The sequence below is a fragment of the uncultured Pseudoteredinibacter sp. genome (genome assembly GCF_947500695.1).
GTDB lineage: Bacteria > Pseudomonadota > Gammaproteobacteria > Pseudomonadales > Cellvibrionaceae > Pseudoteredinibacter.
Window position 1 is genome coordinate 60168 of sequence record NZ_CANMSS010000009.1, and the last position, 14995, is coordinate 75162.

11 protein-coding genes are annotated in these 14995 nt (G+C 45.9%); 5 read left to right on the forward strand and 6 right to left on the reverse strand.

What is annotated here, in order from left to right:
• Positions 1-188: 188 nt before the first annotated feature.
• Positions 189-1676: an amidohydrolase gene (locus Q1A08_RS15805; protein ID WP_299774648.1), complete on the reverse strand. Its 1488-nt coding sequence runs from the start codon at positions 1674-1676 to the stop codon at positions 189-191.
• Between the two features lie 626 nt (positions 1677-2302).
• Between Q1A08_RS15805 and Q1A08_RS15810 the strand changes: the two genes are divergently transcribed.
• From Q1A08_RS15810 to Q1A08_RS15825, 4 genes are all read left to right on the forward strand, one after another.
• Complete coding sequence (locus Q1A08_RS15810; RefSeq protein ID WP_299774650.1) at positions 2303-3328, forward strand: MBL fold metallo-hydrolase; 1026 nt, start codon at positions 2303-2305, stop codon at positions 3326-3328.
• A gap of 233 nt (positions 3329-3561) precedes the next feature.
• Positions 3562-4164: a helix-turn-helix transcriptional regulator gene (locus tag Q1A08_RS15815; protein WP_299774652.1), complete on the forward strand. Its 603-nt coding sequence runs from the start codon at positions 3562-3564 to the stop codon at positions 4162-4164.
• Between the two features lie 12 nt (positions 4165-4176).
• The gene (locus tag Q1A08_RS15820; RefSeq protein ID WP_299774654.1) at positions 4177-4632 is read left to right on the forward strand and encodes a PaaI family thioesterase; all 456 of its coding nucleotides are present in this window, start codon (positions 4177-4179) and stop codon (positions 4630-4632) included.
• 13 nt (positions 4633-4645) lie between these two features.
• The gene (locus tag Q1A08_RS15825) at positions 4646-5053 is read left to right on the forward strand and encodes a nuclear transport factor 2 family protein (RefSeq protein WP_299774655.1); all 408 of its coding nucleotides are present in this window, start codon (positions 4646-4648) and stop codon (positions 5051-5053) included.
• Between the two features lie 149 nt (positions 5054-5202).
• Here the strand turns inward: Q1A08_RS15825 and Q1A08_RS15830 are convergent, their stop codons facing one another.
• Together Q1A08_RS15830 and Q1A08_RS15835 are read right to left on the reverse strand one after the other, a co-directional pair.
• Positions 5203-6360, reverse strand: a complete 1158-nt coding sequence (locus tag Q1A08_RS15830) for a serine hydrolase (RefSeq protein WP_299774657.1) — start codon at positions 6358-6360, stop codon at positions 5203-5205.
• A gap of 50 nt (positions 6361-6410) precedes the next feature.
• Complete coding sequence (locus Q1A08_RS15835) at positions 6411-8621, reverse strand: TonB-dependent receptor (RefSeq protein WP_299774659.1); 2211 nt, start codon at positions 8619-8621, stop codon at positions 6411-6413.
• A gap of 183 nt (positions 8622-8804) precedes the next feature.
• On the opposite strand from Q1A08_RS15835, the gene Q1A08_RS15840 reads away from it, so the two are divergent.
• Positions 8805-9923: a helix-turn-helix transcriptional regulator gene (locus Q1A08_RS15840; RefSeq protein ID WP_299774661.1), complete on the forward strand. Its 1119-nt coding sequence runs from the start codon at positions 8805-8807 to the stop codon at positions 9921-9923.
• Positions 9924-9958: 35 nt separating this feature from the next.
• Here the strand turns inward: Q1A08_RS15840 and Q1A08_RS15845 are convergent, their stop codons facing one another.
• From Q1A08_RS15845 to Q1A08_RS15855, 3 genes are all read right to left on the reverse strand, one after another.
• Positions 9959-11047, reverse strand: a complete 1089-nt coding sequence (locus Q1A08_RS15845; RefSeq protein WP_299774664.1) for a CvpA family protein — start codon at positions 11045-11047, stop codon at positions 9959-9961.
• Between the two features lie 40 nt (positions 11048-11087).
• Positions 11088-11711 carry an XRE family transcriptional regulator gene (locus tag Q1A08_RS15850; protein WP_299774665.1) on the reverse strand — a complete coding sequence of 208 codons (624 nt, stop codon included), beginning with the start codon at positions 11709-11711 and terminating at the stop codon, positions 11088-11090.
• 111 nt (positions 11712-11822) lie between these two features.
• Positions 11823-14669, reverse strand: coding sequence for an EAL domain-containing protein (locus Q1A08_RS15855; RefSeq protein ID WP_299774667.1), 2847 nt, complete (start codon positions 14667-14669; stop codon positions 11823-11825).
• Positions 14670-14995 lie beyond the last annotated feature (326 nt).

Genomic DNA, 14995 nt, shown 5'->3' on the forward strand with positions numbered 1-14995 from the left:
AATCGCCTTACTCGGTGTTGCTCGTTGCTTATTTGGAGCGACCAAACTACGCGCCTCGCGCCGTGATTAAGGCGATTTTAGCGCTAACAGTGATGGCCGAATTAGTGTTAACAGGCCCTGGGCTGCATAATAGCGCTCCCCTTTACTGTGTGGTTTTTGGAAAACGCTATTAGGCATGGTAGAAAAGATTATTTTTTAACGCGATACTCTAGTGGCGGCTTACGATCACCAAGCAAAGCTTTATATTCGAAGTTTTTACCTCGGCGCTCTTCAAATTCTGCTTTCGCCGCCTTAATAACTTCAGGCTGCTGATAAAGATCAATCATAGTCGTCGCCATAGTCTTGGCAGCCAGCAGCATGCCCTTATGACCAATAGTCGTGCCTCCGGCAGCTACCGCCTGCCAGCTATGAGCCGAAGTGCCAGGCACCCAAGTCGCGGTACGTAAACCAACAGTTGGCACTACCCAACTTACATCACCCACATCGGTTGAACCGCCAGAAGAATTAATGGCTTTGCTGAAGGGGTAGATTTTGGCTTCGTCACCCTTAGCCTTTTCACCACGCTCGCCCAAACTAATACGTATTTTATCGGCAAACTTTTGCTCTGCAGGGCTATAACTAAAACCACCAAACTGTGCCAAGCTATTGTGCATTAGCTCAGCCAAGGCCACATTAGGTAACACGCTGTGGTTGCCATGGATAACTTCCCATTCCACCTTGGTACCCGTACCCATCGCCGCAGCTTTGGCAATATCTTCTACACGCTCCCAAATAGGCACTAAGGTTTCGGCCGCGGGGCTGCGTACATAATAAAAAACTTCCGAGAACTCTGGCACCACATTCGGCGCTTCACCACCGTTGGTAATCACATAATGAATACGCGCATCGCTAGGAATATGCTCACGCATCATATTCACCATCATGTTCATGGCCTCTACTCCATCCAAAGCCGAGCGGCCATACTGCGGAGCAGCGGAAGCATGAGAGGCGATACCATGAAAGCGAAACTTAGCGGATTTATTGGCTAAAGAAGTACCAACCGGGGCGATGTTTTTATTGGCGGGGTGCCAGTGCAACATAATATCAACATCGTCGAACAATCCTTCACGAACCATATAGACCTTGCCCGAACCGCCTTCTTCAGCTGGCGTGCCGTATAAACGAATCTGGCCAGCCACCTTGTTTTTTGCCAGCCATTCTTTCACCGCGATCGCGGCCGTAAGCGAACCAGCGCCAAAAAGGTGATGCCCGCAAGCATGGCCAGAGTTCATACCTGGCTCGGCCATTTTTTCAGGCTTGGCCGCTTGGCTGAAACCCGGCAGAGCATCCATTTCGGCCAATATGGCAATTACCGGCCCGCCTTTACCATAGCTGGCCACAAAGGCGGTTTCTGTACCCGCAAGCCCGGCTTTAACCTTAAAACCAGCCTGCTTAAGCAGCTCTTGCATCTCAGCCGAGCTTTTATGTTCCTGATAACCCATTTCAGCCAAGGACCACAACTTATCGGCTAAAGCCGTTGCCTGCTTAGCCTGCTTACTCACAGAAGCTTCTACAAAGGTGGCATTTTCACCTTTGGCAATGGTGTTGGCAGCACCAGCCTGTAAGCCTGCCGATAGTGCGATGGCACCCAAGCCACCCAACGCGGCAATAGATAGCTGCTTAAAGGATTTTTTCATGCGGATACATTCCTTATTGATTTATTTTCATCTAGGGCACCTCTGAATAAATGCGTTAGTGCTCAGCGGAGGTCTACCCCAAGGGCACCGCGTAAAGCGCCCAGATACTAAGCATGCTTTGCCGCTAATGGCCTTGCCCTTTGCAAAAAGCATTACGACGTAGATGGGTGCTTTAGGCTCCGCCCTGCGGGGCCTTCAGACAAGCTCACAGTTGTTGTTACAGCCTCTTGACGTACGGCCAGTATGCCTTCGAGTCTGCGCCTAAACTGTGAACATGTCTGAAGGCCTGAGCACCAACGCCATTATTCAGAGATGCCCTAGGCCTGATGAGCTGCAAGATTAGGCCAGGCTGTCTAAAAAAGCCCCAAATGTCCTTTTTAGACAGATTGCTTGATCTTTTTTACCCTTTGTTCGCTCAGCGGGAAGGCCTAGTATGATAGACAAAGAAATTATGTCGCTTAGCCGAGCCGAATACCAGTAGCGATTTCACAACGATTCTCGACCGCTATCCTGCCGAAACGACATAATTTAGAGCATACCCTATAATAAAGGCCTGTTAGCCGATAGCCACACGGTAGCCCGATGATTCAATATTCTTATTAAGCGGCACCGATTGAGAGAGTGATATGAGTGAATTTAGCATTGATTACAGTGAGCTTGCCGTTCCGGAAGGCGGTGATTTAACGGAAGTAGCAACCGGGGTGTACTGGATTAGAATGCCAGTTCCCTTTCACCCAAAACACATCAATGTTTATCTCTTACAAGATGCCAAAGGTTGGTATATCGTCGATACCGGCATCGGCAGTGAAGAAACCAAGCAATTGTGGCAAAAAATTTGCGATCGCATGATGATCGAGAAACCATTGCTTGGGGTTATCGCAACTCACCTTCACCCCGACCACCTCGGTCTGGCGGGCTGGTTGTGCGACAAATACCGAGCGAGCTTTTATATCACCCAGCGTGAATACCTAACGGCTCGTGCGCTTTTTAAGGGCAATAATCGAGAAGACAACTGGGAGCTCACACAGTTTTATCATCGCTGCGGTTTAAATACCGAGCAGATGGAAGACTTCATTAAAAATACCGGCAGTTTATCAAGGATCACTGCTCCACTACCCATCTGCTACGAACGCTTAGAAGAAGGGCAAGAGCTTAATATTGCCGGTCGTCGCTGGCAAATTATTATTGGTTACGGCCACTCTCCAGAGCATGCTTGCTTATATTGCCCTGAACTCAATATCTTATTATCAGGTGATCAGATATTACCTAAAATCTCTCCCAATATTAGCGTGCAATCCCTTGAGCCAAACCAATCACCGCTAAGTGAGTATTTAATCTCGATGGAAAAATTCTTCGAGCTACCGAAAGACTGCCTGGTGCTGCCGTCCCATGGCGACCCGTTTTACGGTTTGCATAACCGTCTTAATCAACTAAAAGCTGGCCACAAGAAAGATCTCGATGGGCTTCTAGAAGCTTGCGAAAATCCGATTCGAGCGGTCGATAGTATTGATATTATTTATAAGCGCGAATTAAAAGGCATTCAGTTTCGTCTTGCCATGGGAGAGGCTCTCGCCCACCTTAACCATCTTTGGAAGCAAGGATTAATTAACCGCGATTTTGATGAAGATGGCTGTTATCGTTATCAAAAATAAGACTCTTTAAAAAACAAATGGACCCGATGGAGACTTTATCCGCGAGACCAAAGAATAGTTATTATATTGAGTTCGCTCTTAGCAAAGCGCGCTTTAAGCACGTACAGAGACTAGTATTTTTCAATGATAACGGCTCGCTACAAAAAACTAGCGGGCAAGCCTTTTCCAATCATATGTCTCAGTTGTTCTTTTTCATAGAACCCTGTGAAAATGAGGTAAAGGTTAGACCACATTTGAAGGCAGGGAATTTTTGCAGTAAAAAACGAGCGGCCATATCCCCTCTATGCCTATTCGGCATCCACTTTTACAACCCGGGGTTGAGCCTGCGCGACGTTCTAAACTGGGAAGAAACCCAGGGCCTGATAAACTATATATCCGCACGACACCCTCTAAAACCGGACTGCCCAAAAGACATAGCTGCTTTTGCGCCCTTATTAGATCGCATCGAAAATCGTGCAAACGACTATTACAGTGAAAGGCAGCAACAGCTGCTCAACTGCAGCAGTAGCCTTGAGCAGTATTTGAATGTCGAGTCTATTGCCGAACAAATGCATATGCACCCACGCACTTTACAACGCCTTTGTAAAAGCACCTTAGGTTTTAGCCCTAAGCAGTGGTTATTGCAACTTAGGCGTGAACACAGTCTAAAAAACGGTCTAATAGACTGTCACTCATCAAGTAGATACTATAGCGATCAAGCCCACCAGATTAGAGAATTCAAACATTTTACTAGCCTTACTCCTGGGCAGTTTGCCAAGACCTGGAAGCAAAAAACTGTCCGATTTATTCAATCCCCTCACCCCATTGCCGATTTAGGATTGCTGCTCCACCACTAGAGAGCAGCGATTATGTCTACAGAAATAAGCTCGACAAGTTCAAGCTTCGAGCGTTTACGAGCCAGCTTTAATCAGCAAAATGCGATGAAAACACTGGGGATCGGCATCGAATCCGTTAGCAGCGGGCACATAGAACTACACATGCCATATCAGCCAAGCTTATGCCAGCAACACGGATTTATTCACGCCGGTATAACGACCGCGGCGCTAGACAGCGCCTGCGGCTATGCGGCTTTTACTCAAATGCCAGAGGGCAATGGCATTCTCACCGTGGAATTTAAAACCACACTGTTAGCTCCCGCTAAGGGGGAATATTTCATTTATCGAGGCGAATTAATCCGAGCCGGACGCCAACTGTACTTTAGCCAAGCCAAAGCCTTCGCTATTCAAGAGGGGAAAGAAAGCTGTATTGCAACAATGAGTGCAACACTTATGTGTATACAGGGCAGAGAAGAAATTAAAAACTAAATAGGTGATTAACATGCAATTTTCAGGATTCAGCGAAAAACAGGCCAGGGATTTCGCCGCGAAATGGCACCCCGCCTGGACAGGAAACCAACCTGAGTTACTTCTCAGCTTTTACAGCGAAGACGCTATTTATATGGATGGAGGTCTAACTAAGTCTCTAAAGGGGCATGAAGAAATTAGGCCTCACTTTGAAAAACTCTTAAGCCAAAACCCAAACTGGGTATGGCGGCAACGCTATGCGGTCCCCATGCAAGATGGATTTGTGAACCATTGGCATGTCAGCGCACCCGTCGGCGATAAAACCGTGGAAATTGATGGAGTATGTCTTGTGCACCTGCGTGATGGAAAAATCTACCACAATGAAGTCTATTTTGACCGTCACGAATTAGTGTGTGAGATTCTAAGTTACCAATCAAGGTAACAAGCTTAGAAGAAACACCTAGAAAAATAAAAAATGAGCCCAGACAACAAACTGGGCTCTAAAGGTCAGTAAGACACTATATTCTCGTTACCATATTATCGTTACTACATTGAAGTTAAACATCAGCAACTACCGCGATAAAAACCAGACTATAGTGCACCCGCTATGGCGTCCATGGCATTAAAGGCATCCACAAACATATCCATATTGACCTGCTCTTCTTGTGAGGAGAGTTTTACGATGACAATGTCTTTGCTTTGGTCCATGTAAATAATTTGCCCATGAATGCCTAGCGCCAACATAGCACCTTTGTCTTTGTCTTTAACCCATACCTGATTACGGTAGTGGCTAAAGCCGAATACGAAATACTCGCTATCTAAGTAGCATTGGCTTGAGCATTCCGCGCCGGCCAGGGTATCTTTTACCCAAGCTTCTGGAACAATCTGCTCCCCTGCAAGTTTGCCATTGCCTGTCATCATCATTCCAAAACAGGCGAGATCTCGAGTTGTCGCACTTAAGCCGGCACCAACATATAAATGCCCCGCTGCATCACAGACAACATTTGCATCGCATTGGGTTTGCAATTTAGACCACAGATGTTCGCTCAGTAAATTTTCTAAAGGAGCATTCATAGCTCTTTCCAGAATCAAACCCAATATATTGGTAGTCACAGTACGATAGTGAAATTTCTCACCATTTTGCTGATCTTTGCCCTTAAGGGAGGCCGCATAATCCAATAGATTATTGGGGCTAACATCACTTACTAGATCCGGTCGCCAACCTACCACGGCACTTTCTTTCCAAAAGTCGGTATTACGATCTTCATAATCTTCGTGATAATAAGCACCAGCGGTCATATCCAGAACATGGCGAAGAGTCGCACCTTCCCAGGCATCATTATTAAGCTCGGGTAGATATTGTTGAATCGAGGCCTGTGGATCTAGCAAGCTTTTGTCGATTGCGATTCCGGCCAACATACCGACATAGGATTTAGTGACCGAATTAACCAGATGATGGCTAGTGCTAGTCATATTATTCAAATAAAGTTCTGACACGATAGATCCAGCTTTTACCACTAGAAAAGAGTCGGTAAAGCTGCTCTCCAACATATCTGCGACAGTCGCCGTTTCACCCTTGCTGTTTTGAAATGTAATGGCAGATAGATCTTGCTGATTTTCGGTAAATGCAAAAGGCTGAGCGTTTTTGCGATCTAAGCGTGCACTTGGAAAAAATGATTGTACGTGCTGAAAACTGTAACGATTATGGGGCGCCTGATTCCAATTTAGGCTGCTCATTGCTCGAGACATGTAATAATCCTCAGTAAAATTTTAAGAAACGCTGTAAATTCCCACAACCTCTAGAAGTTGTATTCCGCACTTATCCCAAAGGTGCGAGGCTCTGCTCTGATGGGCAAAAACAATAGAAACGCTGGCACATCATTGATGTACAAGAGGTAATCTTCGTCAGTGAGGTTTTTGCCCCATAAGCTGAGCGACCATGAAGCATCTCCTGGCATCATGGCGATGCTGGCATCGATGGTGTGATAAGCTTCGACCAAGTGGTCTGCGGAGTTTTCAGGCTCTAAATATCGTTCGTCTTGCCACTGTGCACTGATCAATGAATCCAGCAACAAGTCATCACCCAAAGATAGCTGATGATTAATCAGTAGGCTGGTCGACCACTCGGGGGTATTTACAGGAGTTGTGCCTTGCAGCGGAACACCATCCACAACGCCATCGGATTCAGTCACTTCAGCGTCGGTATAGCCTAATCCCCACTGCACCATAAGTGAGTCACTCAGCTGCCATTGCAAATCGACCTCTAGGCCCTGTGTTTCCAAGGTACCTACGTTTCTTCGACGTGGTACCACTTCACTGCCCTGGCTGATGTTATCTTGGTAATCATCCACCTTGGTGTAAAACAAAGCGGCGTTTAAGTTCATAGCGCCATCTAGCAATGTGGTCTTAATGCCTAAGTCACCGGCCAATACATCTTCAGGCGCAAAAGTCAGTAAAGTATTGCCCAATGCCAGCCCGCCGAAGCTCATCTCGAAACCACCACTGCGAAAGCCGGTCGACACCGAGCTATACAGCAAAACGCCTTCGCTAGGGTAGTAATTTAAACCAAGCTTCCAATTTAAATCCTCATCGCTTCGCTTGCCATTGGCACTAGCGATAAATTGGCGATCAGCTGACAGCACGCGCGAAAAGGATTGTATCGAAGTATCGGCGGCAGCTAGGTAGCCTTCGCCATTTATTTCCACAGTTTCCTCGGTATAACGCAAGCCAAAAACTAGGCTCAGCTGATCGTTTAAGGCATATTCATTGTTGCTAAAAATGGCCCAAGAACGAGTATCGACCTGGTAGTCGTCTCCGAAGTAAGAACCTAGAAAATCTCTAGAATCCACCAGCTCAACAATCTCTGTAGTATCGTCTTCGTAATAGGCGCCAATCAAATAGGTGAGATTGTCCGACTCGCCTGCTAAGCGCAGCTCTTGGCTAAAGCTGCTGAGTTTACTGTTCCAATCGATGTTTACGCTGCGAATAGGTGTGTTGTCGCTATCCTCTGTGTTTTCCCTTTCAAAATCTTTATAGCTTGTTAAAGAGGTTAAGCTGCCAATCTCTAGCTCATGATCAACACGCAGTCTAAGACCCCATATTTCGCTGTCAGTGCTTTGACTATAATCCGCATTAAACACGTTGCGACTTTTTGGTTCGCGAATAATCTTTGTCGGGTCAAGCTGACCTTCAACACCGGCCGCAAAAGGGTGGGCACCAGGTTGTGATTGAAAGAGGTTATCGTAAGGAGTTAAGTCCCCTTCCTTGCTACCATATTCAGCAGTAAGTAGAACTTTAGTTTGCTCGTTACTCCATTCCAGCATGCCACGCAGCTGCTGTTGTTCCAACTGGCCCAATCTCTTGTTGTCGTAAAGGTTTAGCCAGGGACCTTCGTCATCCGCGTAATCTTTAATTTGAACAGCCAGGCGACCGTTGAGCTGATCACTGAGAGCACCACTAACAAAGGCCTCACCTTCAAAGCGTTGGTAGCGTCCATAGCTGAGTTTTACGCCGGCTTCAAATTCGTCACTCGGCGTATGGCTATAGAAGTTTACGGCGCCGCCAGTTGTGTTACGACCAAAGACCGTACCCTGAGGGCCCTTTAAGGCTTCTACCCTGGCGACATCAAAGAAACCCAAGGACGCCAGTACCGGCTTAAACAAAAAGGTCTCGTCTAGGTGGATACCAACCGGGCTATCAAAGGCGGCCGAGAAGTCATTCAGGCCCACGCCTCTTATTCGAAAAGATGGGTTACCCGCAGCATTATCCATAGCGTTCAAATTTGGCACCATGGTGGCTAAGCTGGTGACATTATCAAGATCTAAGCGATCAATATTTTCGCCTTCCACCGCTGAAACACTTAAGGCAACATCCTGCAACGATTGCGAGCGTTTTTGAGCGGTGACAACAACCTCCTCCAATTGAGCAGCCCCTAAGGAAGCTGAGAAAACTGAAGCTACGGCAATAGAAAGGCAAAGACTTTTTTTCGAGAAAGCACTAGGCATACTCATCGGCTACATCCCCTTTATTCATTATCATTTTGATGTGTTTGCAAAATACTAGGTTTAGGGGCTAACATGATAAATAGCTCGATCGAGCTATTTTAGAAATGCGGCTCAACCCTCGAAAATAGCGATAAGAAGGCCCTAAGGCTGATTAAAAATAGAATAATTACATAGACTTATGCGTGCACCATGATTAATAAAGACACCACACATCAGGTTGTTGAATTAGCCGCAGCCATACAAAATGAAGAATCTTTTGACGATTTTGTAGAAACCACACTCAGTCGCCTAGAAAAAATATTCAAGGCAAACAGCTCCGTTGTGCTTAACTGGAATGACTTTAAATGGGGTGGCCGGACGCTCTCTAAAGAAGATATGTTCTTTCATAACGACAATGTCAATCAAGAATGGAACTACCCCGCCCTGCACCATGAAGACCCACTTTACGAATGGATTCAATCTGGTCACTGCCATGGCGATCTAAATGCTATTCGGCTTAGCGATTTAATCAGCTTTCGGCAACTGAAAAAAACACGCTTTTATACAGAGCTCTTACAGGCCATGGATTGCCGTTATGTACTTACTATGGCCGTGCATCATCAGGGCGACATCTTGGCGAGTATTAGCGTAACCCGCCCTAAAGAGGAACACGATTTTTCAACATCCGATGTACTGTTGGCACAATTGATTACACCTATTTTGGCCAACGCACTAAGTCACATCTTATTAAAAACTCAAAGTGAGCAACAAATAGATATCTTTAATATCCTTAATGACAAATTAGACGATAAAGCCATTATCATTTTCTCGGATGATTTCAAAAGCGTTTATCGCAATGAAAAAATGACGAGGCTGGGTAAGCAGCTCAGCAAATACGGAAATAGTATCAGTGATATTTTTGAGCGCTCCGCAAGAGTCAAGCGCAATATTGAGCTGTTTAAATCTCACAATAAAGCCAAACAGCGCAGGCTTCCCAAGCTAATAAACGATGTCGCTGATATCAATGAAAATCTCAGCATCAGTATTCAGCTAGAGTTTTCCATTCAGAATAACAAAGCTTATTTATTAGTGTATATGGAAAGAAACAGCGATATAGGCCAAGGTAGCGACATCCAACAAGATTACGACTTGAGCCAGCGTGAATATCAAATCTACCAGCTGGCCATCAACGGCTTAAGCAGCCAAGAAATGGGAAAAGAACTCGCGATCAGCCCTTGGAGTGTTAAGAACCACCTCAAGAATATCTATAAGAAAACTGGGGTAAATACTAGGATACAGCTTAGCCAGCTCGCAATCGCCTCGCTTTAATCAGAGCCGCGCTCCCCCCCAAGTAGCGATACATTTTAATCTGGTTTCTGATCAGAGTAGTGATGATTACCTTCGTCATCTACCCAATGGTAAACCTTGTCGCTAGGCTCGGGGTATGAAGCTTTCTCTTCTGTCTCATTATTCGATGCTTCACTTTTCGGCGCTGGAGCATTTTGGAAAGCTTCCAGTATTTGCTCAAACTTTGGGTTTGAAAACAATGCGAAGTAGTCTTTATTCTTAATCTGCTTCTGCAACTCAGGGTCTTGCATGATTTGCATAATTTTTGGGTTGTTACGCAAAGACTCCATACGACTAAAAGCGCTACCTACGGTCTTGGCAAGGGCTTGTTCACCACCTGTCTGATCCGCCAATCCAGATTCTTTCACCAAATCCTGCATTGCAGGCTGCTGCATCACAGCCTGAAATTTCTTGTCTTTCAATAGCGCTTCACTATTACCGCTTCGCATTAGTTGAACACTATCTTTATCCTGCAACAGCTCCCTAAAAGCGGAACTCTCACCAATACTTCGCAAACGCTTAGCGTTGGATAGCGGATCACGCATTATAGTTTGCACCAGGGCTTGATCTTGAGTCTCTGCGCCTGCTAACTGAAGAGCTCGACCGCTTAAGCCCCCTACCATACTCTTGGCCAAGCTCGATAATTTTAGATCCCACTGATGGTTAGGTTTAGGTGTTAACTGGGGTAATTCTGAAGATAATAAACTCATCGCCCAAATTAAAAACAGCGCAAAGATAGAGCCAAGCCCACCCCCAACAATTGCACCGAAAGGATCTTTTGCACTGCTTGGCGGTTTTTCTTCAGCCGGCGCTTTCCAAGGTAATAACAATTTGATTAGGGCCACTAAAATGCGCAAACAAAGAGAAATGGCGAAGCCACCAAGCCCTAACAACGCACCACCAGCCAGCAAATTGCTGAATAGGAAACCAAGCTCAGCAACTTCACTAAGATAAGCAGAAAAAGGTTTTAGGTAGAGATATAAAAGCGCATAAGCACCAAGAAAGGACAATAAGCGGATAAGCGTTTTTAGCCAGCCATTGCGCCAGCCTATATAAAGCCCCAACAACAAACAGATCAGGAAAACTATACTGAACAGCCCCATCATATCCCCCGGTGTTTCGCCTTAAATTTGATTAGCCCATTTTTTAACGAGTGGTTACCCAAAGCACCTGTGCATCTTCTTCGCTCAAGGACAGCAAGCAGTGTCCCATTTTGGCGTCGTAGTACATGCTATCGCCTTCTTCCAGCTCCACTGGCTCATAGAACTCGGTATGCACTGCCACCCGCCCTGATAGAACGAGCATAAACTCCTCACCTTCGTGGCGAACCCAATCTTCAAAATCATCAAAAGAGCGCGCTCTTACCGTACATTTAAAAGGCACCATCTTTTTGTGGCGAATATCGGATGCTAGTAGCTCGTGCTCATAGGTGCTGGTTGGATGAGCTTTACCTTCGCCGGCGCGAGTCACATCACGTCGACCATTCGCTTCAGGGCCATCCGCAGGAGGTACAAAAAGTTGGGGGATATCGATCCCCAAGCCTTTGGTTAGCTTTTGTACAGCTTGAAAGGTTGGCGAGATCTGCTCGTTTTCTATTTTTGATAAGGTCGAGCGGGCAAGGCCGGTAAGATTACTGGCTTCTTCTAAGGTGAGGCTATTGGCTAGACGGATTTCTTTGAGTCGTTTACCCAATTGCAAAGGTTCGACAAAGCTATCGTCGTCCTTACGGGCTACCGCCAATACGGATACATCTCCGCTTTCTACACTCACTGCATCACCTATGGTTGAAGATTAAGTGGGCGATTATAGCTTGTGTACAATGGAACTGCGACAGCAGCAGGACGGAAGAAAACAGCTTCCCTAGATTGAAGAGCCGCCTAGCTAAAGACTACTGGATTTGCGAGGAACCAGCTTTACAGGGCTGTAGCGTTCATTGAGCCACATTTTAAGGTCTGCCAAGGGCATAGGCTTAGCGAAGAAGAAGCCTTGGGCCATATTACATTGGTGCATCTGCAGCAGCTGGAGTTGCTCATCGGTTTCAACACCTTCGGCCACTACCGATAAACCAAGCTTATGAGCCATGGCCAGCACGCTCTCAACCAGCGCCAGATCCTCTTTATCATCAACGATATCACGCACAAAAGATCGATCAATCTTGAGCCAATCTACCGGGAATCGGCGTAAGTAGCTCAAGGATGAGTACCCCGTACCAAAGTCGTCAATAGCTATCTTGATGCCCGCTTTACGAAGTTGGTCCAAGATTTGATAGACACGATCATCCTCCATCAAAATAGACTCGGTAATTTCAATGGTTATTGGCGGGCGTTCCGCAGGTGACAATAGATTTTCCAACCATGCTTCTTCACAACCTGCTGAGCCAAAAAACTCGCGGTAAGATTTATTGAGAGATAGTCCTATGTCCAAATCAAACTCGTTATTAATTCTCAATATATCTGATATCGCCCTTTGCATTGAAATATCCCCTAACTGAGTAATCAAGCCGACATCTTCAGCCAAAGGAATAAATTTCTCTGGGGAAATAAAACCCCGCTGAGGATGCTGCCAACGAAGTAGTGCCTCAACCTCACATATCTCGCCGCTATGAAGATCAATAATAGGCTGATAAAACACTCTCAATTGATCGTTTTCAATCGCATCAATCAAATCCATATGTAAACGCAGCCGTTCATCAGCATCGTCCTGCATCAGCGCGGTATAGTAACGAAAGCGATTACGCCCGAGCTCCTTGGCTGCATACATAGCTTGATCTGCATTTTTTAGCAGAGTATCGGCAGACTCGGCATCATCTGGAAATATGGTTATCCCTATACTCGCGGTAACGTAGATTTGGTTTCCACTAATGCAAACTGGCTGTTTAAGCTCTTCGATAATTTTTCGTGCAACAATATCTACGCATTTCGCATCTTTGATTTGACTGGCGATCAAGGTGAATTCATCACCACTGCGTCTCGAAAGTGTATCGGATTCACGAGTACAAGCACTTAGGCGGCCAGCCACTATCTGCAGCAATTGATCACCCACTGCGTGCCCTAAGGAATCGTTTACCGCTTTAAAACGATCAAGATCAATAAACAATAGGGCAAATTTTTCGCCGCTTCTACTGGCACTCGCCACAGCAGCAACCAAGCGACTATCAAACAAACTCCGATTAGGCAGTTGCGTTAGAGTATCGTAGTTGGCCTGACGCAAGATGGTCAGCTCAGATTTTTTACGTTCAGTAATGTTCTGAATGGCGCCTTTAATTTTCACATGGCCGTTTAAGTGAATCTCGGAATAGGCTTGTATAGCAACCCACTTTTTACGGCCATCCTCTAAGTTAAGCTGTAATTCTAGGGAGGACTCGCAAGCCGATCGACTCAGCTGACGTACAGACTCAATAACCTTTTCCTGGCACTCGGCTTCGATAATATCCAAAAACTCGGTATCGCTAAGCGGCCCCTTATTAAAAGGTACTCCTAAAATTTTAAACACTTCTCGCGACCAATAAACAAAGCCCTTACCCTTTTCGTACTCAAAGCCACCTACACTGGCGATTCGCCCTACCTGCGCTAACATTCGCTCCCGGTAACGCAAAGCAGAAATCAGCTTTTTGCGTTCATCACTTTGACGGATACGCACTTGCAATAAAAACCCACCCATCATCACCAAGAACAGAAATGCCAAACGTAAACTATTTAGGGCCGGGGGTAGATTTTCAGGGGTGTTACTGGGTATTGAAGCCAACTGCCAAATTTCGGCACCAATTAGCATTTCGCTAACCACGGGGCTACTGTCAAAGATAGCGGCATCACCATAAAACACCGCACTATGCCCACCGCTAAAACGTTTTTTACGAATAGCTATTTTTTCGGATTTTGCTAACTCAGTTAAGCCAGCAACCTGATATACCTCATCGACCAACATCGGCGATGAAATTATCCCCCAGAACAACTCTTGGCCAGATTGAACATCGACATAGTATACCGGCGCACGACCAATAAAGGCCTGCCCACCCTGCACGAGATCAATCGGGCCCGCAACAAGCATGCGTCGCTGGCGTGCTACTCTCAGCACATCATCTCTTTGCTCTGCCTGCTGCATATAATCCAAACCAACAGCCGATTCATTACCCTTTAAGGGATAAACGTATTGAATCTGAAAATTGGGGGCGGCGGCAAAATTGAGCAGTAAGGTCTCCGTTCTTAAAATTTCTTTGGCATAGGAGTTGAAATCATCCTTACTGAGCTTTGGGTTTGCCGCGATCGCGATACCCATCCCTTTAATAAGCGATAGATTATTGTTTAAGATGCTATCAAGATTGGCTCTCACCATATCTAAGCGTCTTGCAACATTGGCACGCTCATCCTGCTCATAGCGGTAGGAAATATAGTGCTCTAACCACGCTTCCAAAGCTAAAAGAAGTACTAGCACTCCAGCTAAGAAGGCCCACTGACGGCTGGTTTTCAAATTGATAAAGGCCAGCACGACAATCAGCAAAATAAGCGCAACAGCCGCAGCAACCGCACCGATTAATAGGGATGGCATATCGTGCAAGCCGAGATCCGGCAGATTATGTGGCGGAGTGATATCTGTCGCAGGCAAGCTAATGGCATCTAAAGGTGAAGAAGATTCCTCAACAATGGATAAGGGCGTGCTTTGCGGGGAAACAGCGTAGGAATGACTAGAAACAAACAGAGTACATAGCAATAGCAGAAGCTGCAGCGGCATGCAGCTATGCAAAGATCTATCTGTCGTTGTTATTATTGCTATCAAGGCTTTAGCCACTCATCGCAGGAAATGATCGTGCGGCTACTGCTCCTTACCAATCAGCAAGTGCGGCGCTTTCCAATCAAAAACCCTGTTTTTATTAAGACATTGAAGGTTATCGCCCAATATGGCTATAGCTTAAGCAATAATTGTAATTCCCATGAGTTATTTTGATACCAAAGTACCAATTTAGTGCAATTATCGGGCAAAGCTGCATTGTGTGGTCAATTTATGGACAAGCTGTTTCCTATAGGAAATTTCCATTGCCCTATAGGAAACCCGTTTGC